The 24,095-nt window shown below is 45.2% G+C and carries 21 protein-coding genes; 12 read left to right on the top strand and 9 right to left on the bottom strand.

The genetic code is table 11. The features are described from left to right. The first annotated feature begins 60 nt into the window (after positions 1-60). From chvE to mmsB, 3 genes are all read left to right on the top strand, one after another. Positions 61-1,170, top strand: a complete 1,110-nt coding sequence (gene chvE / locus BM241_RS04610) for a multiple monosaccharide ABC transporter substrate-binding protein (protein WP_092282133.1) — start codon at positions 61-63, stop codon at positions 1,168-1,170. Positions 1,171-1,323: 153 nt separating this feature from the next. Continuing rightward, entirely contained in the window at positions 1,324-2,880 is a 1,557-nt protein-coding gene (gene mmsA / locus BM241_RS04605) for a multiple monosaccharide ABC transporter ATP-binding protein (protein ID WP_092282166.1), read from the top strand. Beyond that, entirely contained in the window at positions 2,880-4,055 is a 1,176-nt protein-coding gene (gene mmsB / locus BM241_RS04600) for a multiple monosaccharide ABC transporter permease (protein ID WP_092282132.1), read from the top strand. Before mmsA ends, mmsB begins: the two co-directional genes overlap by 1 nt. Before the next feature lie 97 nt (positions 4,056-4,152). Here the strand turns inward: mmsB and BM241_RS04595 are convergent, their stop codons facing one another. After that, positions 4,153-6,525 carry a glycoside hydrolase family 2 TIM barrel-domain containing protein gene (locus tag BM241_RS04595; protein ID WP_092282131.1) on the bottom strand — a complete coding sequence of 791 codons (2,373 nt, stop codon included), beginning with the start codon at positions 6,523-6,525 and terminating at the stop codon, positions 4,153-4,155. 329 nt (positions 6,526-6,854) lie between these two features. On the opposite strand from BM241_RS04595, the gene BM241_RS04590 reads away from it, so the two are divergent. Beyond that, entirely contained in the window at positions 6,855-9,227 is a 2,373-nt protein-coding gene (locus tag BM241_RS04590; RefSeq protein ID WP_092282130.1) for a sialidase family protein, read from the top strand. Positions 9,228-9,348: 121 nt separating this feature from the next. On the opposite strand, the gene BM241_RS04585 is transcribed toward BM241_RS04590, so the two are convergent. The 7 genes from BM241_RS04585 to BM241_RS04555 form a co-directional block, all read right to left on the bottom strand. Then, complete coding sequence (locus BM241_RS04585) at positions 9,349-11,025, bottom strand: sensor histidine kinase (RefSeq protein ID WP_092282129.1); 1,677 nt, start codon at positions 11,023-11,025, stop codon at positions 9,349-9,351. Beyond that, complete coding sequence (locus BM241_RS04580) at positions 11,022-11,702, bottom strand: response regulator transcription factor (protein WP_092282128.1); 681 nt, start codon at positions 11,700-11,702, stop codon at positions 11,022-11,024. The genes BM241_RS04585 and BM241_RS04580 overlap by 4 nt, the downstream gene beginning before the upstream one ends. Continuing rightward, positions 11,699-12,352, bottom strand: coding sequence for a phosphate signaling complex protein PhoU (gene phoU / locus BM241_RS04575; protein ID WP_092282127.1), 654 nt, complete (start codon positions 12,350-12,352; stop codon positions 11,699-11,701). Before phoU ends, BM241_RS04580 begins: the two co-directional genes overlap by 4 nt. Next, positions 12,352-13,098, bottom strand: a complete 747-nt coding sequence (pstB, locus tag BM241_RS04570; protein ID WP_092282126.1) for a phosphate ABC transporter ATP-binding protein PstB — start codon at positions 13,096-13,098, stop codon at positions 12,352-12,354. The genes phoU and pstB overlap by 1 nt, the downstream gene beginning before the upstream one ends. A gap of 8 nt (positions 13,099-13,106) precedes the next feature. Beyond that, complete coding sequence (pstA, locus tag BM241_RS04565; RefSeq protein ID WP_025747539.1) at positions 13,107-13,973, bottom strand: phosphate ABC transporter permease PstA; 867 nt, start codon at positions 13,971-13,973, stop codon at positions 13,107-13,109. After that, positions 13,970-14,821, bottom strand: coding sequence for a phosphate ABC transporter permease subunit PstC (pstC, locus tag BM241_RS04560; RefSeq protein WP_025747538.1), 852 nt, complete (start codon positions 14,819-14,821; stop codon positions 13,970-13,972). Before pstC ends, pstA begins: the two co-directional genes overlap by 4 nt. 72 nt (positions 14,822-14,893) lie before the next feature. After that, positions 14,894-15,793 carry a substrate-binding domain-containing protein gene (locus BM241_RS04555; RefSeq protein WP_025747537.1) on the bottom strand — a complete coding sequence of 300 codons (900 nt, stop codon included), beginning with the start codon at positions 15,791-15,793 and terminating at the stop codon, positions 14,894-14,896. Between the two features lie 279 nt (positions 15,794-16,072). Between BM241_RS04555 and BM241_RS04550 the strand changes: the two genes are divergently transcribed. The 3 genes from BM241_RS04550 to BM241_RS04540 all read left to right on the top strand — a co-directional run bounded on the left by BM241_RS04550 (position 16,073) and on the right by BM241_RS04540 (position 18,312). Next, entirely contained in the window at positions 16,073-16,507 is a 435-nt protein-coding gene (locus tag BM241_RS04550; protein ID WP_025747536.1) for an OsmC family protein, read from the top strand. Positions 16,508-16,963: 456 nt separating this feature from the next. Further along, positions 16,964-17,758 carry an RDD family protein gene (locus BM241_RS04545; RefSeq protein WP_177206092.1) on the top strand — a complete coding sequence of 265 codons (795 nt, stop codon included), beginning with the start codon at positions 16,964-16,966 and terminating at the stop codon, positions 17,756-17,758. Positions 17,759-17,997: 239 nt separating this feature from the next. Then, positions 17,998-18,312: a PadR family transcriptional regulator gene (locus BM241_RS04540; protein ID WP_025747534.1), complete on the top strand. Its 315-nt coding sequence runs from the start codon at positions 17,998-18,000 to the stop codon at positions 18,310-18,312. Positions 18,313-18,346: 34 nt separating this feature from the next. On the opposite strand, the gene BM241_RS12390 is transcribed toward BM241_RS04540, so the two are convergent. Beyond that, on the bottom strand, positions 18,347-18,508 hold the full coding sequence (locus tag BM241_RS12390; protein WP_084054663.1) for a nucleotidyltransferase domain-containing protein: 162 nt from the start codon (positions 18,506-18,508) through the stop codon (positions 18,347-18,349). Positions 18,509-18,805: 297 nt separating this feature from the next. Between BM241_RS12390 and polX the strand changes: the two genes are divergently transcribed. From polX to BM241_RS04515, 5 genes are all read left to right on the top strand, one after another. Next, positions 18,806-20,518 (top strand): DNA polymerase/3'-5' exonuclease PolX, encoded by a 1,713-nt coding sequence (gene polX, locus BM241_RS04530; RefSeq protein WP_025747533.1) that lies wholly within the window; start codon positions 18,806-18,808, stop codon positions 20,516-20,518. Between the two features lie 210 nt (positions 20,519-20,728). Beyond that, the gene (locus BM241_RS04525) at positions 20,729-20,995 is read left to right on the top strand and encodes a hypothetical protein (RefSeq protein ID WP_025747532.1); all 267 of its coding nucleotides are present in this window, start codon (positions 20,729-20,731) and stop codon (positions 20,993-20,995) included. A gap of 169 nt (positions 20,996-21,164) precedes the next feature. Further along, positions 21,165-21,344, top strand: coding sequence for a hypothetical protein (locus tag BM241_RS12630; RefSeq protein WP_207648967.1), 180 nt, complete (start codon positions 21,165-21,167; stop codon positions 21,342-21,344). A gap of 24 nt (positions 21,345-21,368) precedes the next feature. After that, positions 21,369-22,469, top strand: a complete 1,101-nt coding sequence (locus BM241_RS04520) for an ADP-ribosylglycohydrolase family protein (RefSeq protein WP_340147905.1) — start codon at positions 21,369-21,371, stop codon at positions 22,467-22,469. Between the two features lie 139 nt (positions 22,470-22,608). Further along, positions 22,609-24,093 (top strand): MATE family efflux transporter, encoded by a 1,485-nt coding sequence (locus tag BM241_RS04515; RefSeq protein ID WP_092282123.1) that lies wholly within the window; start codon positions 22,609-22,611, stop codon positions 24,091-24,093. Positions 24,094-24,095 lie beyond the last annotated feature (2 nt).

The raw sequence follows: 24,095 nt of genomic DNA, 5'->3' as shown, positions 1-24,095 counted from the left end.
TAAAAACTGTATAATGGGCATGGTTCTAAGTCAATATATTAAAAAAAAGGGGGAGCTCTTATGAAGAAACTTATTATCTTTATTTTAGCAGCTGCTATTATGGTGAGCATTGCTGCGTGTGGTTCAGCGACAAAAGATTCAGCAAATCCATCGTCTGGTTCTTCGGATAATGGAAAAGATGTTCTTATCGGTGTTTCCATGCCCACTCAGTCTTTGCAGCGATGGAATCAGGACGGAGCCAATTTGAAAGCTCAACTTGAGGCTAAAGGATACAAGGTTGACCTTCAGTATGCGAACAATGATGTAAATACCCAGATACAGCAAATTGAGAATATGATCCTTAAAGGTAGCAAGGTTCTGGTAATTGCAGCTATCGATGGTTCGGCTCTTACTGATGTGCTTAAAAAAGCAGCTGATAACGGTATAAAGGTTATTGCATATGACCGCCTTATTATGCAATCAGAGCACGTTGATTACTATGCAACATTTGACAATTTCAAGGTTGGTGTAATCCAGGGGCAGTATATTGAAGAGAAGCTCGGGTTGAAAGAAGGTAAGGGGCCATACAACATAGAGATATTTGCGGGTTCACCCGATGACAATAATGCTACCTTCTTCCACAATGGCGCTATGAGTGTGCTTAAGCCTTATATTGATAACGGTCAGCTGGTTGTGGTAAGTGGACAAAAGGATTTTGTAACGGTAGCTATTCAAGGTTGGGATTCTGCTAAAGCTCAGGCTAGAATGGACAATCTTATCACTGCTTATTATGCAGATGGGACCAAGTTAGATGCTGTGCTTTCGCCCAATGATAGTTTGGCAATAGGTATTATCGCTTCTCTTAAGAATGCCGGATATGGTACAGCTGATAAGCCGTATCCGATTCTGACGGGACAGGACTGCGATAAACCCAATGTAATTGCCATGATCAACGGACAGCAGTCGATGTCGGTGTTTAAGGATACAAGGGTACTTGCTTCTAAAGTTGTTGAGATGATTGAAGCTATAACTCAAGGCAAAGAGGTACCTGTGAATGACACTAAGACTTATCATAATGGAGTGAAGGTCGTTCCTTCATACCTGTGCGATCCCGTATATGTAGATGTCAACAATTATAAGGAGATATTGCTGGACAGCGGTTATTATACCGAGGATGATTTAAAACAATAATTAAAGTAATGGTTGGGGTTTAAAATCTTTAAATAATTGGCCTTTAACTTAAATGTATATTTGCAAGCCGGACAGGTTTTAGCTGTTCGGCTTGCAAATATGATGTCATATAGTTTTTGCTGCTTGGAGACCATATTATTTGTCAATACAATGATGTTAGGGGTTGATAAAGCAGTGGAGTACATTCTTGAAATGAGAAATATTACAAAACTTTTTCCGGGGGTAAAAGCGCTGGACAATGCTAACCTCAAGGTTCGAAAAGGTGAGATCCATGCGCTGGTGGGCGAAAACGGCGCCGGAAAATCTACCCTTATGAATGTGCTAAGTGGTGTTTACCCTTATGGCACTTATAGTGGCAGTATTTTCTTTGAAGGTAAGGAATGCATCTTTAAAGGTATCAAGGACAGTGAGAAGACTGGGATAGTCATTATTCATCAGGAACTGGCTTTGGTACCATCCCTTTCTATAGGAGAGAATATCTTTTTAGGGAACGAAAGGGCAAAAAGATGGCTGATAAACTGGAATCAAACCCATATGCAGGCTGCCGAGCTTATGAAAAGAGTAGGGCTTAGGGAAAGTCCTGCTACCCTTGTAAAAGATATAGGTGTGGGTAAACAGCAGCTTGTGGAAATTGCAAAGGCACTGGCCAAGAATGTAAAACTGCTAATTTTGGATGAGCCAACAGCGGCTTTAAATGAAAAGGAGTCAGAGAATCTTTTGAATCTTCTCTTGGAGCTTAAAAAAGAAGGGATTACTTGCATATTAATTTCGCATAAGTTGAATGAAGTGCTAAAAGTTGCCGATTCCATTACAATTCTCAGGGATGGTCGTGTGGTTGAAACGCTTGATAGACATAAAGATGATGTAAGTGAAGATAGGATTATCAAAGGAATGGTAGGACGTGAGCTTACAAACCGTTTTCCTGAACGAACGCGCAAAATTGGCGAGGTTATTTTTGAAGTAAGAAACTGGAATGTGTATCATCCTTTGATCGAAGGCAGAAAAGTGATTAAGGATGTAAGCATAAAAGTGCGAAAAGGTGAAATTGTAGGGATATACGGGCTTATGTGCTCGGGTAGGACCGAGTTTGCCATGAGCGTGTTTGGTAAATCTTACGGAAAGCATATAAGCGGGCAGATAATAAAAAACGGCAGAGAATTGGTGCTGAATAGTGTGCGCCAGGCGATAGAGAATGGTTTGGCTTATGTTACTGAAGATCGGAAATCAGCTGGACTTATTTTGATTGATGATATTAAAAGAAATATCTCTCTTGCAAGCCTTGATAATATAAGCAAAAACCTGGTGGTTGATAAAAACAGGGAAATATACGTTGCTGAAGAGTATCGCAGAAGACTCAATATTAAATGCAGCAGCGTGTTGCAGAAGACAGGCAATTTATCAGGGGGAAATCAGCAAAAGGTTCTACTCAGCAAGTGGATTTTTGCTAAGCCTGATATACTGATACTGGACGAACCTACTAGGGGTATAGATGTAGGTGCTAAATATGAGATTTATAAGATTATAAACAACCTTGCTGAGGAAGGGAAAGCTGTTATTCTTATTTCTTCTGAACTTCCCGAGATTTTGGGAATGTGCGATCGAGTATATGTTATGAATGAGGGAAGGATTGTAGGAGAACTTGATCGCGAGGAAGCATCTCAAGAGAGCATAATGAAATGCATTATGCAGAGCATTAAGGAGGTCGTATAATGCAGCACGTCAGAGACGTATTTAAAAATAATATAAGGCAGTATGCAATGTTTATCGCCCTCATAGTTATAACTATATTTTTCCAGATCCTTACCGATGGTAAACTACTTTTGCCCATGAACGTTACTAACCTGGTTCTGCAGAACAGCTATGTATTGATTCTTGCCATAGGAATGACGCTTTGTATATTGACGGGTGGCAATATTGACCTTTCAGTAGGTTCCGTATGTGCCTTTATTGGCGCTATTGCAGGAACTCTCATAATAAACATGAAAATGGATGTGGGCTTGGCCATAGTTATCTGCCTTCTAACAGGAATAGCCATAGGGATATGGCAGGGGTTTTGGATTGCTTATTTGAGAATACCCTCTTTTATTGTAACCCTTGCCGGAATGCTCATGTTCAGGGGACTTACCATTACCATGTTAAAAGGGCTTACGTTATCGCCCTTCCCCGAGAGATTCCAGCAAATAAGTGCAGGCTTTATTCCGGATGTGTTTAAGAGCTCTGGTATCAGCTTAAATATTACAGCCCTCGTAGTTGGGGTCATTATTTCCGCAATTTATGTGGTTTTCCAGTTTAAGAAGAGGGCAGAACAGAAGAGATACGGCTTTGAGGTAGTTACAATGCCGCTGTTTATTGTAAAGATAATACTGGTTCTTGCTGGTATAAACTTGTTTGCCTATTGGTTGGCAGCCTATAAGGGATTGCCCATTATACTCGTATTGATAGGGATTTTGTTGTTTGCATATTCGTTTTTTACCACCAAGACCGTACCTGGGCGTTATATCTATGCTATGGGCGGCAATGAGAAGGCTGCAAAGCTTTCAGGCATAAACACAAATAGAGTGCTATTTTTCACCTATGTAAACATGGCTTTCTTGGCAGCAATAGCCGGTATTGTATTTTCAGCGCGTTTGAATGCTGCTTCGCCGCAAGCCGGTATGAACTTTGAGCTGGACGCCATTGCGGCCTGCTTCATTGGTGGTGCATCTGCTTATGGAGGCATAGGAACGGTTACCGGTTCCATTATTGGAGCATTGGTTATGGGTGTGCTCAACAATGGAATGTCCATAATGGGTGTGGGCAGCGATATGCAAATGATTATTAAAGGTTTAGTTCTACTGTTGGCCGTGGCATTTGATGTGCTGTCCAAAAATAGAGCAAGGGTGTAGTTGAATTTTAATTGGAAAGTGTAAGGGAATAACCCCCTGTCTTTTCAAGGCAGGGGGTTATTTTGTGCACGGTTGTGTTATAGTAGCTGTCAAAGATTTAATTGACTTCTATAATTATTTGTGCCGAAGGGATGCCTTCTGCTGAAGCAGTCAAAATGATATTGCCAGCCTCTCCATTGGCACGCACAACTACCATAGCACGGCCATGGTAGACTTTGCGCTGATTCCCTACGTACATCTCTTCGCTTACAGGGTTCCCATTACCTACAGCCAGCACCGACCCCACTCCGCTGGCGGTGAAATAGATGTTGGTATCTGCATTGTGCACCACGTTTCCTTCAGCATCCAATACTTCAACGGTAACATAAGACAGGTCCCCGAATTTTGCGTTTAGCCTGTTGCGGTCGGGTGTTAACCGAATTGCTGCCGGTTTTCCTGCAGTTTTAAGGACGGTACGGGAGGTTTCGATGCCTTTTTCATTATAGCCCACAGCTTCAAGTATTCCGGGTTCATAAATCACTTCAAATGAGGCTATATACCTGTTGGGCTTTCCAGCGGGTTTGCGGCCAAGCGACTTTCCGTTGAGAATCAGTTCTACTTCGCTGTCCATGCTGTATACGTCCACTCTGGTTGGTTTACCCTCAAAACCCGGCCAGGTCCATGATGAAACTACATCAGGCCATCCCCATCTAGATATGTCGGCCTCTTTGCCGTAATATTCCGGCTTATAGACCGCAATATACGGTGCCTTGGCAATACCCCAGACACAGTCGCGGTAATAGGATTGAGGCCTTTTAAATCCACATATGTCAATATCTCCGCAAAAGGCTTGATGCCACGGGTATTTTCCAAGGAAGCTATTCTCTCCATTGTACCACACATGCCCGATGCCGGCTTCACCTAGATAATCTAGGGCGGTCCATACAAAATCGCCTATGACATAGGGCAGATCTTCAATGGTGGACCAAATGTCAAAGACTTCTCTCGGGAATGACTCGGTGCCACAGATTATACGGCCTGGGAATTTTTTGCCATCACTTTCATAACGCTGTAAAAGATAATTATATCCTACCACATCCAGGGGCTCTGCAAATTCTTTTGTGACTTCACCCCAGACATCGTAGTCCTCAGGCAGGTCGCCTAGCTTTGCCTTGAGCGCTTTAACTGCCGTATCATCCCACAGGGCGCACAGCGCATTGGTAATGGCTCTTGTGTTGTCCAGGCTGCGTATGAAATCGGCCAGCTTCCGAGCATAGATGTAACCTTCCGAACGGCCATCTCTTTCTATGATTTCATTGCCTGTCGACCACATGATGATGCTGGGATGATTTCGATCGCGGAGGACCATGGATGCCATATCTTTTTGCCACCAGTCTTCGAAATACACGCTATAGTCGTTGGGATTTTTGCCCTCGCGCCAGCAGTCAAATGCTTCATCGATTACCAGCAATCCCAGCCGATCGCATGCATCAAGAAAAGCCGGCGAGGGAGGATTGTGGGCGCAACGCACAGCATTGAACCCATTGGCCTTTAAAAGTTCCACTTTGCGCTCCTCTGCCCTGTCATAAGCCGCTGCTCCAAGCAGTCCGCAATCGTGGTGTACGCAACCTCCCTTGAGTTTTATGGGAACGCCATTTAGCTGAAAACCATTTTGTGGATCGAAAGAAATGGAACGAATTCCTATTCGGGTTTCGGTGCTGTCAATTACCTTTCTGTCTTTTATAACCTCGCTCTTTAGGGTATAAAGATAAGGATTTTCTATTGACCATAAATTTGCAGGTGATACAATAAGGTCCTGCTGCGCCTCTGCTGTATTTTTGCTGGGAACATATAGGTTTGTTTCATCCATGGCTGCCACATTACCACAAGCTGTCAACAGCGTGGATCGAATAATGATATTTTCGGGTTGCTCACTGATGTTTTCTACCGTGGTCTTTACGTGAACCGTGGAGCATTCGGTGGAGACGTTGGGTGTTGTGACATATACGCCCCAGGGTGTTATATGCACGCTTTCACCTATCATTAGCCACACATGGCGGTAAATTCCTGATCCGCTGTACCATCGGGTATTGGGCAGTGCGCTATTGTTTACGGTAACGCGGATTGTGTTGTCCTGACCGTATAGCAGATACGGGGTTAAGTCGCAGTGAAAACTGGTGTAGCCATATGGATGACGGGCTACCAATTGGTTGTTTAGATGTACTGTGGCATTCATATATACGCCTTCAAACTCGAGAATGACCTTTTTGCCTTTCCACTCAACTGGGGCATAAAGGGTCTTTTCGTAGATTCCTATGCCACCCGGAAAAAATCCGTTGCTGGCGCCTGATAGCGTGTGCGGATCTCGCTTCTGAATTATGCTGAAATCATGAGGAAGGTCTACCACAGTGTACTCAGATTGGATATCCTGGTTTGGGGATGTGCTGATTAGCTTAAATCTCCACTCTCTGTCCAGATTTTGTCTTTTCATGGGTTTATAACCTCCTTTGAATTTTTATATTAAATTGATTCTATGCTCTTTTAAATATTCCTGCTAGGTTTTACAGACCTGAGCAAACATCTTGTCTGTTTGTCTGTACAAAAATTCTTGACTTATCAGTATTTTTCTGGTAAGTTTTGCGGATAGATGCTATGTACGTTATTGACGTACGCAGGTATTGATGTTAAATTTTGCATCTTAATGTTAATGGTATATACTTGAACTAATATTGGATTTAATGCTTTGGCCTGGTCCCAGGCTTGATATTGGCATACTGGTGTACGAAAAAATTCAAAGCATGAACCTTAGGAGGGGAAAACGTGGAAAACTCAAAAAGATATGAATACATTCCATATGTTTACAGGCATGCACCCATACCGGGCGGTGGTTTTGTCACCGGTTTTGTCTTTCATCCTAAAGAAAAAGGAATACTGTATGCGAGAACCGATATTGGCGGGGTTTATCGCTACGATTTTGATGAAAAGGCTTGGATTTCTCTGGTGGACCACGTCACGCACATCGGCAAATGGGAGACCTTTCCTTTATCCATAGCTATTGACCCAAACCATCCCGACTGGCTGTATGTAGTTGCCGGAGACTGGAAACAAAATTATCTGTGCCGCTCAAAGGACCGGGGCGAGCACTTTGAGTATTTTCCCGTTCCGGCCGGAGTCCACGGCAACGCTCCGGGTCGGGGAACAGGCGAGAGGCTGGCAGTTGACCCTGTGGATTCAAGGATAATATATTTTGGCTCGCAGACCCACGGCCTTCTCATTTCAGAGGATTACGGGGAGCACTGGAGGGAGCTTCCTGTATGTCCTTCGGGAGGCAAACCGGAAACCGATGTGGCGTTTGTATGGATAGACCCGCGGTCTGTCAGAAACGGCCGTTGTCAGACCATTGTGGTTTCGGTTTCAGGTAAAGAAAACTCGCCAGGCAACAATGTTCGTGGGCCCAGCCTTTATATATCAAATGATTGTGGGAACAGCTTTGTGCCTATGCCTGGGCAGCCGCCAGTGCCAGGTATAGGCAATTATCCCGGTTTTGTGGGTCAGCGCGCGACATTTGATGGAGAGTACCTGTATGTTACCATGGCGGCTGTGGAGTATTCATGGGCTGGATGGCACGGCTATGCCTGCGATATGGGCGGAGCGCAGCAAGGTTGTGTGCTAAGATACCGCATAACCCCTGAAGGGGAGATAAAGGAATGGCGGTACATAACGCCCGATTTGTCTTTTCTTACTGGTAAGAAAGAAGATATAAGCTCTATTACGGGATTTGGCGGTATCTGCGCCGATCCAGCTCATCCAGGACACCTGGTGTGTTCAACGCAATGTTGTCAAAAAGGGGATTGCGTATTTTACAGCCAAGACAGGGGTGAACATTGGATACCCATCCTTCATGGTTTGAGCATTGGGAAGATGGATTTCGAAGGCGTGCCATATATGAAGCCAGAATACAACGGTGGAGGGAATTTGATACACTGGCTTTCGGATATAAAGATCGACCCGTTTGACAGCAATCGTGCGGTTTTTAACACGGGAACGGGTATATTCATGACCGAAAACCTGCAGGATGCGTCCAGGGGTGAGCCTGTCGTTTGGAAGCCGTCCTGCAGGGGACTGGAAGAAACCGTTCATCTTAACGTATACAGTCCGCCAGATGGCGATGTGAAGCTCATAGATATAGTGGGCGATTTGGGAGGATTTGCTTTTGCAGATTTAACGCGTCCTGCTGAAAATTCTTTTGCCGACGAGAACAACAATAGGTATATCACCTGCTTAAACGCTGATTTCCCCGATGCCAATCCCTGGCTGGTAGTGGTAACGGCAAGAGGAAACTGGACGGGCACAACTACAGGAGGGTTAATACTGTCGGAGGATCAATGCAAGACGTGGGTTCGACTGCCTGATCCAGTCGGCATAACGCCGCATATAGACAGGTTAATACAGGCCATAAGGCGACCAAATACCAATTCCGGGTGGACGGCCATATCGGCAGACGGTAAAACAATAGTGTGGTGCGTAGCGGATGGTACGCTGCTGCCGCTTGATGCAGTGGTGTATACCGATGACCGCGGGAAAACCTGGGAGAGGAGCAGGGTATTTGACCTGGATGGCCGTCTGGTTGAAGACCCAAAAGCCACGTTAAAGGTATTATCTGATCGCGTTGACCCAGAGGTGTTCTACGGATTTGGCGATAATTCGCTTATGTATATAAGCACCGATAGGGCGCGCACTTTCCATCAGATAGAGGTTCCAGAAGAATTCCCTAAGCTTGAGTTAGGGGGAATTGATGGCAGGATGCCCGCAGAGATACGCGCTGAATCGCAAAAGACGGGAGTTGTATGGATTTCCACCGGTGAAGGCGGGCTTTGGCGTATAACGTTTGATAAAGCATCGTGCAGCGCCAAGTTTGAACGGATATCGGCGCCGGGGCATGTGATTTTCAGGCAGGGGATGGGTAAGGAGGCTCCGGGAAGCAGCTGCAAAACGCTGTATGTGAGCGGCATAATTTACGGCGAATACGGTTTTTGGAGGTCTACAGATGAGGGCAGGACATGGCAAAGGATAAATGACGAGAAGCAGATGTTTGGGGATATCCGCAGCATTACAGGGGATCCGCGGGTGTTTGGGCGATTCTATATTGGCACCGGTACGAGAGGGGTACTGTGGGGTGAACCGGCCTTGTGATTGCCTTTCAAAGGCAGTTGCAAGGCCTTTTTTATGTATTCTCGACAAATTCGGTTTTAATTGGGTGTCGGGTTTCTTGATTGGCGTTGTGTTAAAGTGTAATTTTAAATAGGCCTAATCTTCAATTGTGTGATACGGGGAAAATTATCCGTATTGTCGTGCCATGTCCTGGTTGGCTTTCCAGCTCTATTCTGGCGTTGTGGTGCATTGCCCCGTGCTTCACTATGGAAAGCCCCAGGCCGGTGCCGCTTGTTCGGTTTGACCTGCTTTTGTCGACCCTGTAAAATCGCTCAAATACCCTGCTTTGATGTTCTTTGGGGATGCCTATTCCCGTATCAGATACGGTCAAAACCACTTCTTTTGCGCTTGGAGAGATGTTAACATCTACTCTACCGTTTTCTTTGTTGTATTTAATGGCGTTATCGCAGAGGTTGTATATCATCTGCTCGAGGATTTCCTCTACGCCAAACACGAATCCGTTTTGGCCCGATACCGAAACGATGACGCTTTTTTCCCTTGCCTGCGGTTCTAACCTGGCACATACCCTTTTCGACAGTTCAAGCAGGTTCACGCGTTTGCGTGGGATGTCAATGTTATCTTCGTCAAGGCGTGAGAGCTTGATGATGTCGTCTATAAGGGCAATGAGGTGGTTGGCCTCGTTGTAAATGCGCTCAGCAAAGCGGGGGATATCTTCGATCTTTACCATACCGTTTTTGATGATTTCGGCATATCCCAATATCGATGTAAGCGGCGTTTTAAGTTCGTGGGACACGTTGGCCGAAAATTCACGGCGTATCTGTTCTGCGGCACGTTTTTCGGTTATGTCAAGAATCAAGACAACGGCTCCCTTTACTCGTCCGTTGACCCACACGGGGTTGGTGGTAAGCTGGTAGTGCCGATTGCCCATTTCGAGTATTTCCTCGCAGTGGTCGCCTTCGATGGCTTTTTTTACTGCAGCACGTAAAGTCAAATTGCGGCTTAAAGTGAGGATGTTTCTGTGGAGGTAATTGCTGCTGTCGTGGCCTCCAAATATGCGTATGGCGCTTTTGTTGACCGACAGGATATCGGCTTTTTCGTTGAGCAATATCAATCCTTCGCTCATGTTTTCGGTGATAGCGTTAAACTCTTCGTGCTTTTCCTTTAAGGTGTGCATCTGGTTTTCTATCTGCTTGTTCTGCTGTGCTATGCGGATAAGCAGAGGAGATAATTCATCATAGACATCATTGGACATGGGATTTTGTAGATTCAGCGCATTTATGGGCTCAACTATTTTTTTTGTCTCCCGATTGGCTATAAGTAGGGCAAGTGCAAGAGTGACGGCGATGATGAACAATATATAGGGCACAAAACTCAATATGGCGCTGTAAACGCTGTCCATCACGTTTGCTACCCGCAGCACCATGCCGTTTTTCAGAAGGACGGCGCAATAGAAGGTTTGCTTGCCCAGAGTCCTGGACAGGCGCACTGACTTTCCAATTCCGTTCTTCAAGGCGGCCGATACCTCTGGCCTGTTTCTATGGTTTTCCATGTTTTCTGCTCTTTCAGCGCTGTCAAACAACACAGTGCCATCGTCTGCTATAAGCGTGATGCGATGTGCCTTGGTTGATACGTTCTGCAAAAAAAGACGTGGGTCTTGAGCGGTTTCAAGGCTTGCCGCAATGTAAGACGCCTCTTTTTCTATTTCACGCTGCATGATATCGAAAATTTGCCGATACATGACGACGAAGGTCAGCATGCTGGAGAGCAAAACGGTTAGTATAGCAAGCAAACACATGCTTAAGAATATTCTCCGCTTCATCTTTGGCCTCCGATTCGATATCCCACTCCCCGCACCGTTTCTATCAATTTGCCCCATTCTCCTAGCTTTTGCCTGAGCGAGCGGATATGAACGTCGACGGTGCGGGTTTCGCCATCGAAGTCATAACCCCAAACCGCCTCAAGGATTTTATTTCGGTTCAAGACGATGCCTTCATTTTCCATAAGATAGCGTAACAGTTCGAATTCCTTATGGGTTAGCTCTAATTTGTTGCCGTTGACGGTCACTTCATATTTATGGGGGTCCAGGGTTATAGGGCCCACCGTTAAGGTCTGCATGGATGTGCTACCTCTGGGTGAAGCGCGGCGTAGTACCGCCTTGATGCGCGAGACCAACTCCATCATGCCAAACGGCTTTGTGATGTAATCATCGGCTCCGCTGTCCAAGCCAATCACCTTGTCGTATTCGGTGCTTTTGGCTGTAATCATTATGACTGGGATTTCTCTGGTGGCAGGGTCGGATTTCAGCCTTTTTAGAATCTGTAGCCCGTCTTCATCGGGTAACATGATGTCCAAGAGCACAAGTTCGGGCTTTTGCACTGACAGCGCTTCAAAAAAGGCTTTGCCGTTCTCAAAGCCGCGAGCTTCAAAACCTACCGTTTGCAGCGTATACACCACCAGCTCCCTTATGTTATCATCGTCCTCGACGAAAAAGATCATATCCTTTCTCCACCTTTATGGATCCCCGTTATGGAGTATTCCACCCATTCTGCTATGTTGGTGGCATGGTCGCCTATTCTCTCAAAATATTTGGCAACCAACAGGAGGTCGACAGCATATTCTCCGTTTTGCTTGTCCTTGCCTATAATATCTATGATTTCCTTTTTTACCTGATTAAACAGGTCATCCACCACGTCATCGTAATCTATGACCGCTCGCGCCAGATCCAGGTCCCGTCTCACGTAGGCATCGATGCTGTCGGTTACCATTTTAATGGTTGCTCTGGCCATTTCGTCTATATGCACGGCGTTGTCCACGGAGTGCAGATTCCCAAGTAGGATTATTTCGGATATATCAGCTGCCTGGTCTCCTATGCGCTCCATGTCGGTTATCATCTTGAGGGCAGAGGAGATCTGCCTTAGATCCCTGGCTACAGGGTGCTGATGGAGCAGAAGCTTGAAGCACAGGCTTTCGATGTCCTTTTCCTTCTGATCAATTTCGGCGTCGATACGGATGACTTCCTGAGCCAAAGAGTTGTCGTGGTTTATTAGCGCTTTAGCAGCGTTGGCTATTGCCGTTTCGCACAGGGCGCCCATCTCTATTAATTCACGGTTGAGCAACTCCAGCTGCTCATCGAATTTTCTCCTCATTATCCGAACCTCCCGGTTATATAGTCCTCTGTGCGCTTATCCTGTGGCATAAAGAACAGCTTTTCGGTATCGTCGTATTCTATTACCTCGCCGTTTAGCATGAAGGCTGTTTTGTCCGAGATGCGTGCGGCCTGCTGCATATTGTGGGTTACGATAATTATAGTATAGTTTTTTTTGAACTCCATAACAAGGTCCTCTATCTTTGATGTGGAAATTGGGTCCAGTGCCGACGTTGGTTCGTCCATTAACAACACCTCGGGCTGCACCGCTAAAGCCCTTGCAATGCAGAGCCGCTGCTGCTGACCGCCCGACAACTCCAAAGCGCTCTTTTTTAGCCTGTCCTTTAATTCGTCCCATATGGCGGCGGCTCGCAGGGATTTTTCGACGATGTCGTCCAGCTTTATTTTGGAGCGAATCCCGTGTGTGCGCGGCCCAAAGGCAATATTGTCGTACACGCTCATGGGAAAAGGGTTGGGCTTTTGAAAGACCATGCCCACTCTTTTGCGCAGCAGACTTACATCGATGTTGTATATGTCCTCTCCATCAAGCAGTATTTTGCCTGTTATTTTGCAGTTTTCCACCAGGTCGTTCATGCGGTTCAGGCACTTGAGGAGAGTCGATTTGCCGCAGCCCGAAGGTCCGATGAGGGCGGTGATCTTGTTGGCTTCTATGTCTAGGTTGATGTCCTTCAGCGCATGAAAATCTCCATAGTACAGGTTTAGATTGTTTATGGTTATCTTCCCCATATATCCCCCTATCCTTTCGTAATCTTTTTTGCTAAAAAATTTGACAGCCAATTTATTATCATTACAGTAACCAGCAACACGACTGCTGTAGCGTATGCCTGATTTACATACAGCCCTTCGCTCGAGAGGACGTACATATGCACCGACAAAGTGCGGCCCGACGACAACAGGTTTTTAGGGATTTCCGCTACCGTTCCGGCGGTGTAAAGGAGAGCTGCCGTCTCACCAACTATTCTTCCTATGCTGAGGATGATGCCTGACAGGATACCGGGCATAGCGCTGGGGAGGACGATCCTGAACACGGTACGTAACTTGTTTGCGCCCAGGGCGAAACTCCCCTCACGGTATGAGTCGGGTACGGCCTTTAAAGCTTCTTCTGTGGTGCGCATGATAACAGGCAGTATCATGATAGCAAGGGTAAAGGCGCCGGCCAGAATGGAGAATCCCCAGCCCATTGCCGTTACAAAAAACAACAAGCCGAACAAACCGTAGATGATGGAGGGGATACCAGCTAATGTTTCGGTGGTCAGCCTTATCATTTCAACCAGCTTGTTTCTGCGCTTTGCGTACTCCACCAGATAGACGGCCGCAAAGATGCCCAAAGGCACGGCAATAAGGAGGGCCAGTACCACGATGATAAGCGTGTTTATGATGGCCGGGGTGAGCGATACGTTTTGGGAGGTGTATTCCCATGCAAACAGATCAGCGGTTATATTTGGAATTCCCTTAATGAGGATGTACGCGATGATGAACAGCAGGGTGCTTACGGTAATGGCTGTAGCCGATAACACCAGCAACAACAGTACGAGGGAAAGGGGAGACCTTTTATACGTTCTCAGCTTGCGGTGTATGCTTCGTGTGTCTATCTTAATCATCTATTTGTCCTCCTCGTAAGCAGAGAAAATGAGAGGTTGATGATGAGTATGAATACGAACAGCACTACTCCGGTGGCGATGAGCGCGCCCCTGTGCAGGTCGGCCGCATATCCCATTTCTATTACTATATTGGCGGTGAGGGTTCTGATGCCTTTGAGCAGGCCTGCAGGCATCCGTGCCTGGTTTCCCGCCACCATGATGACCGCCATGGTCTCGCCGATTGCCCGCCCGATGGCCAGGACCACGCCTGCCATAATACCCGAGATGGCCGCGGGCAGAGTGATGAAGAACACACTCTGCTCGTGGGTTGCCCCAAGGGCAAGACCACCCTGGTAGTAGCTGTCGGGAACGGCGCGAATTGCTGATTCGCTCACGCTGATGACGGTGGGCAGTATCATGATGCCCAGCAAAATGGAAGCCGTCAGTATGCTGCTGCCGTCGCCACCAAAGTTATCGCGCACAAAAGGGACTATCACGACCAAACCGAAAAATCCGTATACTACCGATGGGATGCCTGCCAAAAGGTCAACAGCGGGTTTTAAAAAACGGTATATATATTTTGGACAGAACTTTGCCATGTACACTGCCGTCAGTATGCCGATTGGAACGCCTATTATTATGGCACCTGCTGTTACATAGATGCTCCCTAAAATCATCGGCAAAATCCCGTAGATGTCATTGGATGGCCGCCATTTTTTGCCTAGAAAGAAATCCAGTACTCCAATTTCGGACATGGCTGGTATTCCGTTGGCAAACAGGAATACGCAAATCAAGGCCACCGCTAGGATTGAAGTGCAGGCGGCCATCAAAAACACAATTTGCATTGCCTTTTCTTTGTAATTTCTCATCTTTGTCTCACCGTCTTTTTAAATTAAATAATGGAGAGATGGATTTTGTTGCTGAAACTTTATTTACAAGTTTTACTCTAGCACCTCGGACCACTGCGTTATTTCGCCTGTGAAAATGGCCCTGACTTGCTCGCTTGTCAAGTTGTCTGCTGGATTTCCTTTGTTGACGATTACCACAAGCCCGTCCATAGCGATGGTGATGGGGGTCAAACCGGCATTGAGTTCGCTCTCTTTCAATTCTCTGGACGACATTCCTATATCGCATATCCCGTCTATAACCGAATTGATGCCGGTAGTTGAGTCGCTGGTCTGAATTTCAATTTGTGCATTGGGATTGATAGCAAGGTAGGCCTCCTTGAGCTTTTCCATAAGCGGGGAGACCGATGATGAACCTGCGACTACGATTTTGCCTGCGGGCTTATCCCCGCTGTAAGCTGGATTATCCAATACCGGGATATATCCGTTTTCTTCAACCACTTTTTGGCCATCGCTGCTCATGATAAACTCTATAAAGTCCTGTACCACTTTGCTTATTTCGCCTTTTGTGGCAATGATGAAGGGACGGGCGATTTTGTACTTTCCGCTTTTTACGTTGCTCACCGTAGGTTCAACTCCGTCGATTTTGAGGGCTTTTACGGTATCGTTTAGAGAGCCCAGGGATATATACCCTATAGAGTATATATCTCCTGCGACAGATGTCATCATTACCGCTGTGTTGTTCACTATGCGGGCCTCTTCCGTCGTATAGTCGATCTCATTGCCGCTGCTGTCTTTCTGCTGGATGCCAAACAGCTCTACGAAAGCACCCCTGGTACCCGATCCCTCTTCACGGGAGATTACATGGATTTCTCTTGAGATGTCAAATTCGTTGCCGTTTTTGGCGCTGTCGGAATTGTTGCCCTGAGCGCCACATCCTGCCAAAATGGCCACTATGAATATGGCGTACATGAACAAGGTTACTGTTCTTTTCATACTTAAGCTCCTTTCTCATATAGATTTATCATTTTGCTTTCACCAAACAGTGTAAAGCGGCAATGTAAAGTTAAAGACAAGCTTGTGTTAAATCTGTGTAAAATATTTTTATGTTTTAATTGCATCCCAAACGGGTAAATATAAATTATAAGCCTATTGAAGCGGTAGCCAGGAAAGTTTTTACTTGACTGTTGGTGATTAGGCTTTGGCGGTTACTGCCTCCTTAATGGACGGTAGTCCGCAACAGGAAAAACATATGTTGATTTGGGAGATGATGGTATGCCGGATTTAAAGTTCAGGGCAAAAGCGCACAGTGAAAATCCCACCAAAACGGTGGTAGAGACAAGGGGATTTAAGATTATCATCGACGAGCCCGAGAGCCTGGGCGGTACCAACGCCGGAGCTAATCCGGTAGAGTATCTGCTGGCCGCCCTTGCCGGGTGCATCAACGTGGTAGGGCATGTGGTGGCAAAAGAGATGGGCTTCGAGCTCAAGGGCTTGCAGATCGACCTTGAGGGTGATTTGAATCCTGCAAGGTTTATGGGCAAGTCCAATGCCGACAGGGCAGGGTACAAGGAAATCAGGGTAAACATAAAGGCCGATACCGACGCCGATGCCGAAACGCTGTCGAAGTGGCTTGACGCTGTAGAAGACAGATGCCCGGTGAGCGATACCTTGTCCAATGGTACGCCGGTAAAAATAAGTTTGGTGTAAAAGACTGCCGTGTGAAAGGAACAGTAAAAGGCCCAGTTTATTGGGCTATGGTCAGCAAAAATATAATATAAAAAATCAGTCTATTGAGAGACAATCAACCAAAAGTGCAAAAAGCCAATTGGCAGTGCGGAAAAAATCAAAAGACGGGGTACCCCGAGAAGCTTTCCATAAAGTTTTTGTAGCAGGGGCTACCCTGTTTTTTGTTTAAAATCCGGATGGTGAAGTATTATGGTTTTATCGTAATTGAAGAGCGATTTCACTATTGTTTTTTGAATAATAGTGTGGTATACTGTTAGCGTACTATTATTCATTGAATAATAGTTGTGGGATGAAATATGGAAAAGTTTTATATTGGCTAATAGTCAGTAAATGGTGAAGGGCGGGCACAGAAGGATGTACTTCAACAGCTGATTTTATATTGGCCAATTGTCAGTCAATGATTATGGAGGGATGGCGATGAAAAAAAGCGAATTTTTAAGGGAACTTAGGTATAACTTGATGGGCAAGATCAGCGATGACGAGCTGGAAAACATTATTATGGACTATGATGAGATATTTGAATCAGGCAAAGCCGAGAACAAGACCGAGGATGAGATATCGGACATGATCGGTTCACCGGCATTGGTTGCAAACACCATTTTAGACGAGTGGCCTAACAATAACACATCAAAGCCGGGCGCTGAGAGCAGTTATCCTGTTGCGCCGCTTGGCAGGCGGGTTGTGGCATTTATCATTGATTATATACTCTCTTTGGTCCCATTGGCTTTGCTCGTAATCATCGGAGAAGCACCCAGATTTGTCCTTTTTCTTATTTTGCCAATGATGATGTACAATCCGGTGCTTCCGGTATTTTTCATTTTTAATTCTTTACATCTTTTCCGCCCTCAACCTGGTGTTATCCTTCACTACTCTAGTTCTAGCCCTACCGTGGACACCATCCATATTATTCTTATATTAGCGGGTTTTATCTTTTTCTGGCTGTACAGTACGCTGGCCATGATAATAATGAAGGACAAGACGATAGGCATGCGGCTAATGAATATAAAAGTTGTAAAGAGGGATAGAACGGCTTTAAGGCCAATTGATGTGTTGGTACGTCAGTTTATAGGCAAGGTCCTGCTCGCAAGTTTAACTTGGAACATATCCTATATTGTCTCGTTCTTTTGGGCAGTTTTTTCGAAAGCAAACAATACTGTTCATGATAAATTGGCAGGAACCATGGTGGTTGAGGATGTCAGGGATGGACATTGAAATAAAAAGGACGTCTACGCGTAAAAGCATTTTGCTGCTTAAATCGAAAGTTTCTTGAATTTGAAATCAAAAATTATCCGGTTAATGCAAAGCAAGTCGGGAGTGCAGTAAATTGCGCGTCGTAGTGTTGCTGGTTTCAGTATCGCTTAAATGATTTTTTACAGCAAAATCAGTCCAAATTAGGGGATAATACAAGCACAGAAGGCGGAATATCACGAAGGAGGAAATATAAAAGTGCCATGAATACCCAGCTCAAAAAGGGTGTACTGGAGCTGTGTATCCTTTATCAATTAAAAGATAAGGAGCTATACGGCTACCAAATAATGAAAACCATAAAAGATCAATTTAGCGATGTGTATGATGGTTCGATATATGCAATACTCAGGCGGCTTAACGCTGAGGGATACACACAGACGTATACAAGAGATTCTCCCAGCGGGCCCGCCAGAAAATATTACCGGATCACTCCGGCTGGCATCGATTACCTTCACAGGATGATTGCGGAATGGCAGAAGATGGTCGAAGGAGTAAGAAAACTGGGAATACCTTTTTAAGGGATTTATCAAGACTCGGTCGTAAGATATTTGACTATTTCACCGAATAGATGATTCCAAAATCGATATCGCTGTTTTGATTGTAATAGGGAGTATTGTATGATCCAAACACTATTACGGCAATAATGTTCGGATATTGTTCAAAGACCTCGTTTAACTGGTCGAGTTTTTGTTCTATCCTTACAGGATTGTCCATTTTGTCATGTTCCTCCACTAGACTATGCTTAGAGTTATTATATATATCTTTTTTGGAGCATATACAACTTTCTGTTGTTGAGCGCGAATAATATGATGGCATATACGATATGACAAGTTTAAACTGATGGTCAAACGCTATTTTTGTCGGTTGCTATTGTATTTTTGGCACTTTATAAGTAATATTAAAAGATGTAGGAAGTTAAATGGAACGACATGAGGAACACTTGTTGGGGTTTAGTACAACCGAAAAACGCTAGACGTTTTTTGTACGTTTTCAACAGCGAAGTGGTGAAATATGGATAAAAAAACTGTGGTGGACATATTGAACGAGATCGGGCTTTTGCTCGAGCTTAAAGGGGAAAACCCTTTTAAATCAAGGGCTTACTACAATGCCGCTCGCATCATCGAAGTTCTCGATGAAGACCTGGAGACGCTGGTGAGTGAAGGGCGGCTCAAGGATGTAAAAGGCATTGGGGAGGCGCTCAACAAAAAGCTTACCGAGCTTGTGACAACGGGAAGGCTTAAGTACTACGAAGAGTTAAAGGAGTCTGTGCCTCCTGGCCTTGTAGAGATGCTCAAGATTCCCGGTCTGGGGCCTAAGAAGATAAAGACTTTGTATGATAAGCTGGGCATTACGACGATAGGGGAACTGGAGTATGCCTGCATTGAAAATAGGCTGGTAAGCCTTCCGGGTTTTGGAGAAAAGACCCAGAAGAAGATCCTTGAGGGGATCCAGTTTATAAAGCAGTTCAGCGGGCATCACCTTTATTTCGAAGCCTATGAGGAGGCTGTAAAGCTTAAGGAGTATTTGAAGAATACGGGGCTTGTAATAAGGTGTGAGATCGCGGGCAGCATACGGCGCAAAAAGGAGATCGTGAAGGATATAGATATACTGGCCACATCCGCCCAGCCTGATAGGCTAATGGACTGCTTTGTGAACTACCAGGGCGTCAAGGATGTGGTTGCCAAAGGGGATACCAAGACCAGCGTTGTTTTAAATTCGGGTATAAATGCCGACTTAAGGGTGGTAAAGGATGAGGAGTTTCCTTATGCTCTACATCATTTTACCGGAAGCAAAGAACACAACACTGCCATGAGGCACAGGGCAAAAGCCATGGGCATAAAGATGAACGAATATGGCCTTTTCAAGGGGGATGTTTTAATAAGGTGCGCTTCTGAGGAAGAAATTTTTGAAAAGCTCAACCTATGTTACATTCCGCCCGAGCTCAGAGAAAACGCCGGGGAGATTGAAGCGGCCGAAAGAGGAAAAATTCCCACGCTGGTGGAAGAGAAGGATTTGAAGGGCATATTTCACGTGCACACGACGTACAGCGATGGGCGAAACTCACTACCTGATATTGTACAAAGAGCTCGAGAACTGGGATACAGTTACATAGCCATCACCGACCACAGCAAGTCCGCTTTTTACGCCTCTGGGCTTAGCGAAGAAAAGCTTTTAACACAATGGGAAGAGATAGAAGCCCTGAACAGGAAGTATGATGATATGGTTATATTGAAAGGTATAGAAGTGGACATACTGCCCGATGGTTCCCTTGATTACAGCGATGATGTCTTAGAAAAGTTCGATTTAGTGATAGCATCGATCCATTCGCATTTTAAGATGAACAGGGAAGAGATGACCAGGAGGGTGATAAGAGCCATTGAAAGTAAGCATGTACACATTATAGGACACCTAACTGGCAGGCTTTTACTTTCAAGGGATGGCTACGACATCGATGTGTATGAGGTCATTGAAGCTGCCAGAGAGTACGGGAAGATAATTGAGATAAATTCGAGCCCCTATAGGCTGGACCTTGACTGGAGGTACATAAAACATGCCAAGGAGAGGGGAGTAAAGTTTGCCGTGTGCCCCGATGCCCACAGCATAGAAGGGCTTGAAGACGTAAAATACGGCATTGGAATTGCCAGAAAGGGCTGGCTTGAGGCCAACGATGTCATAAACGCGTATGAAATACATCAGGTCTTGCGTTTTTTGAAAAAGACATAAATGGATGAGGACCAGGGTATGATCCCTGCTTTTTTTTGTGCTTATTTTGCTTTTTGATGCATATTGATGATATTGGCAGGTCTATTGCGAGAAAGCGATGTTTTGAATAAGCGATAATGGGCATTAAGATGAAGCTTGGGTAGTAGCTGGAGTTTGCTGTCTTGATTTCATTAAAGAGAATTCTATAACGCTTTGTAGGGAGGGTTTTCAATGACCATATATGATATCGCGATTATTCCTCTTATCGTGGGTATCGTCGAACTTTTAAAGCAAATCGGGCTTCCGTCCAAATTTGCTGCGCTTGTATCAGTGATACTCGGAATAGCCATTGGAGTGGTGTACGTTTCGCCCGATGACATCAAAAAAGGCGTGCTTGTAGGGCTGGCCCTTGGCTTGGCGGCGGCGGGATTATACTCCACAACAAAGGACACAGTTGAAGGGGTAAAGGGATTATTTGTTACAAAGAGAAAAAGGTGATTTCAAAGTTTTAATAAAGTATAAAAGGAGTATAGAAAAGTATACTTTGCTCTTGAATATGACATGGTAAAAGGGTATAATGGATGCGTAATTCCACATCAGAGGCGGTAGTGGCTGTGTTGTCATCTTCATAGAGTGTATATAGAATTCAAATTAGGAGGAAGTTATTATGGAGTATCCACAAATACCCAACTACCATGTTCTTATCGATTATTTGATTGAATACGCAAAGTTACGATGTGAATACGGTGCGCAGGGCGTTGAAAGCATCCTTAAAGAAGTAGAGGAAAGTTTAAAAAACGCCATTTTTAGAATAAATGAGCTGCCTATTGATGAGAGGTTGGCATAGCACGAACCAAATTCTTTAAGTGAGATTCGCAAATTAAGGCCTAATGGGCCTAGAAGATTATGGAAAAAATTTCAAAAAGATAAATATCTGAATAAACTGGAAGGAGCCCTTCTTGCGCGTATGGCCGGTTGTACCCTTGGGGCTATTGTAGAGGGTTGGTCAATAGAGAGCATGCAAGAATGGGCTAATTTTATTGGTGATCCTTTCCCGCCTGTTGATTACTGGTCGCAGGCCAAAGACCCTTCTAATATCCGATATGGTAAAAGCTCAAATTATGCATACACGCGTAATGGCATGTCTGGAGTACCGGTAGATGATGACATTACATATACGTTACTGGGGCTGTTAATAGTAGAAGAATATGGCAAAGATTTTACCACCCAGGATGTGGCAAAGGCGTGGAAAAAATATTTGCCCATAGCGTGTACGGCCGAGGATATAGCTTTGAAGAATATAAAGGCTGGTATAAGCCCTTATCAAGCCGCTGATCATGACAACCCTTATTGTCAGTGGATAGGCGCTTCTATTCGGTCAGATCCTTGGGCCTATATGGCACCTGGGTATCCTGAAAAAGCCGCAGAAATGGCGTACAGGGATGCTTATCTTAGCCATAGGCGCAATGGCATATATGGTGAGATGTTCTTCAGCGCTGCTCAAGCTGCTGCTTTTGAGGTTGACAATTGTATAGACACCATTAAGATAGGACTTACAGAGATTCCCAGTGATTGTTTTTTGGCACAAGCAGTCAGATGGGCGCTTGAGGAAGCGAAAAATATAAAGGATTATCGCGATGCGCGCCAGGCTGTGGATGACCGGTTTAAGGGTATGAGCAGCGTGCACACCATAAATAACGCCTGTTTGACAATTTTCGGCCTTATAATAGGAGGAACTGATGTTACTAAGGTGCTTTCACAGACGGTGGCCATGGGGTTAGATAATGATTGCACTGCAGCTACAGCGGGAAGCATAGTGGGCGCAATAGTCGGCAAAAGCGGGATACCCGAACACTGGTACAAATCTTTTAACAATACGATATATACATATATGAACGGCGTAGAGGTATTTAGGATAGACGATGTGATAAATAGATTTGCAAGGCAGGCTGAGATAATATTGGAATTCTGACATTAAGTTTGCTGTATCAAGCAATGCAAGGGTTATGTAGAGTTTTTTGTCTTATTGAATGAATAGACACAATATTTTATTTATGATATGATATTTCAGGTATGTAATTTTATCATTTAAAGGAAGTGTAGGGGCAAAGATGAATATTAAACTAGGCAACTTAACACTCAAGCATCGTACACGTGAACCCCGCAAGCCGGTGCAACTGGCCATTGAATTGGTAGAACCTGGTGATTTGGACAGCTGTGAACAACCAGAGCGTGTAACAAAACATCTCCCACCCGGTATAACTTCAAAGATGTTGTATCAGGATATTATTAGGATAGCGTGGCCGGCCTTTACGGAATTCATTCTCACGCAGCTAGCATCCATGGTTGACATGATGATGGTGGGTCAGCTGGGACCGTGGGCTATTGCTGCTGTCGGGTTGACAAATCAGCCCAAGTTTTTGCTGATGACCATGTTCATGGCCATGAATGTGGGAGCTACCGCGTTGATTGCACGGTATAAGGGTGAAGGGGATCAACGAAAGGCCAATATAGTCTTACGTCAGGCGCTGCTGCTCACGTTTGTTTTGTCGGCAATCTCTTCCGCCATAGGCTTTATATTTTCAGAACCGATGGTGCGTTTTATGGGAGCAGCTGATGAACAGACGCTGGCCGGTGGTACGGTTTATTTAAAGATTCAAATGGTGGGTTTTGTGGTTTTGGCCCTGACAAGCACCATAACGGCGGCTCTGCGGGGTATTGGGGATTCAAGGACGGCTATGATATACAATCTAGCTGCAAATGTGGTTAACGTGATATTCAATTACATGCTTATATATGGACATTTTGGGTTCCCGAGGATGGAGGTTGCCGGTGCGTCTATAGCCACCGTCATAGGACAGTGCGTAGCCTTTGTATTGGCTATGCTTTCTGTGTTGCGAGGGAATCGATACCTTAGACTTAGCTTCAAAGATGATTTCAGGCCGAAATGGGATATAATGAAAAATATATTCAAGATAGGTATACCTGCAATGGTTGAACAGCTAGTTATGAGAGCGGGAATGATAGCCTATTCGAAAACCGTTGCATCCCTGGGTACGGTGGCTTTTGCAACCCACAACGTGTGTATGAATATTCAATCCATGTCGTTTATGAATGGTCAAGCCTTTGGGGTATCTGCTACCTCGCTTACAGGACAGAGCTTAGGGAAAAGGCGACCTGACATGGCCCAGGCCTACAGCAGGTATACAAGGCGCATGGGAATGATGGTGTCTTTGTTGCTGGCTTTAGCATTTGTACTGTTTGGGAAGGAAATCGTAAAGCTGTATACCGATGATAAAACTGTTATAGAAGAGGGAGCAAGAATACTTAAGCTGGTGGCTATCATGCAGCCCTTTCAATCGTCCCAGCTCATTTTGGCAGGTGCGCTGAGAGGGGCGGGGGACACAAGGGCCACAGCTATAATCATTTTTATAACCGTATTGTTAGTACGACCAGGATTGGCTATGTTTACCATTCGCGTGTTGAAATGGGGACTGATAGGCGCGTGGATTGCTTTGATGGCCGACCAATTTCTCAGATCTTTTCTGGTGCTGATGAGGTTTAATTCGGGCAAGTGGAAAACTATAAAGGTATAGCG

This window comes from Caldicoprobacter faecalis (genome assembly GCF_900115765.1).
GTDB lineage: Bacteria > Bacillota > Clostridia > Caldicoprobacterales > Caldicoprobacteraceae > Caldicoprobacter > Caldicoprobacter oshimai.
Note: the sequence above shows the minus strand (reverse complement) of the source record. Positions and strands in the feature narration are given on the sequence as shown.

Excerpts from the sequence above, each read along its gene's own strand:
- BM241_RS04585 (WP_092282129.1), bottom strand. The coding sequence starts at position 11,025 with ATGAAGCGGAGAATATTCTTAAGCATGTGTTTGCTTGCTATACTAACC.
- mmsA (WP_092282166.1), top strand. The coding sequence starts at position 1,324 with ATGTTAGGGGTTGATAAAGCAGTGGAGTACATTCTTGAAATGAGAAAT.
- BM241_RS04545 (WP_177206092.1), top strand. The coding sequence starts at position 16,964 with ATGAAAAAAAGCGAATTTTTAAGGGAACTTAGGTATAACTTGATGGGC.
- BM241_RS12390 (WP_084054663.1), bottom strand. The coding sequence starts at position 18,508 with ATGGACAATCCTGTAAGGATAGAACAAAAACTCGACCAGTTAAACGAG.
- chvE (WP_092282133.1), top strand. The coding sequence starts at position 61 with ATGAAGAAACTTATTATCTTTATTTTAGCAGCTGCTATTATGGTGAGC.
- BM241_RS04580 (WP_092282128.1), bottom strand. The coding sequence starts at position 11,702 with ATGATCTTTTTCGTCGAGGACGATGATAACATAAGGGAGCTGGTGGTG.
- BM241_RS04555 (WP_025747537.1), bottom strand. The coding sequence starts at position 15,793 with ATGAAAAGAACAGTAACCTTGTTCATGTACGCCATATTCATAGTGGCC.
- mmsB (WP_092282132.1), top strand. The coding sequence starts at position 2,880 with ATGCAGCACGTCAGAGACGTATTTAAAAATAATATAAGGCAGTATGCA.
- BM241_RS04550 (WP_025747536.1), top strand. The coding sequence starts at position 16,073 with ATGCCGGATTTAAAGTTCAGGGCAAAAGCGCACAGTGAAAATCCCACC.
- pstC (WP_025747538.1), bottom strand. The coding sequence starts at position 14,821 with ATGAGAAATTACAAAGAAAAGGCAATGCAAATTGTGTTTTTGATGGCC.
- pstB (WP_092282126.1), bottom strand. The coding sequence starts at position 13,098 with ATGGGGAAGATAACCATAAACAATCTAAACCTGTACTATGGAGATTTT.
- BM241_RS04515 (WP_092282123.1), top strand. The coding sequence starts at position 22,609 with ATGAATATTAAACTAGGCAACTTAACACTCAAGCATCGTACACGTGAA.
- pstA (WP_025747539.1), bottom strand. The coding sequence starts at position 13,973 with ATGATTAAGATAGACACACGAAGCATACACCGCAAGCTGAGAACGTAT.
- BM241_RS04595 (WP_092282131.1), bottom strand. The coding sequence starts at position 6,525 with ATGAAAAGACAAAATCTGGACAGAGAGTGGAGATTTAAGCTAATCAGC.
- BM241_RS12630 (WP_207648967.1), top strand. The coding sequence starts at position 21,165 with ATGGAGTATCCACAAATACCCAACTACCATGTTCTTATCGATTATTTG.
- BM241_RS04525 (WP_025747532.1), top strand. The coding sequence starts at position 20,729 with ATGACCATATATGATATCGCGATTATTCCTCTTATCGTGGGTATCGTC.
- phoU (WP_092282127.1), bottom strand. The coding sequence starts at position 12,352 with ATGAGGAGAAAATTCGATGAGCAGCTGGAGTTGCTCAACCGTGAATTA.
- BM241_RS04540 (WP_025747534.1), top strand. The coding sequence starts at position 17,998 with ATGAATACCCAGCTCAAAAAGGGTGTACTGGAGCTGTGTATCCTTTAT.
- polX (WP_025747533.1), top strand. The coding sequence starts at position 18,806 with ATGGATAAAAAAACTGTGGTGGACATATTGAACGAGATCGGGCTTTTG.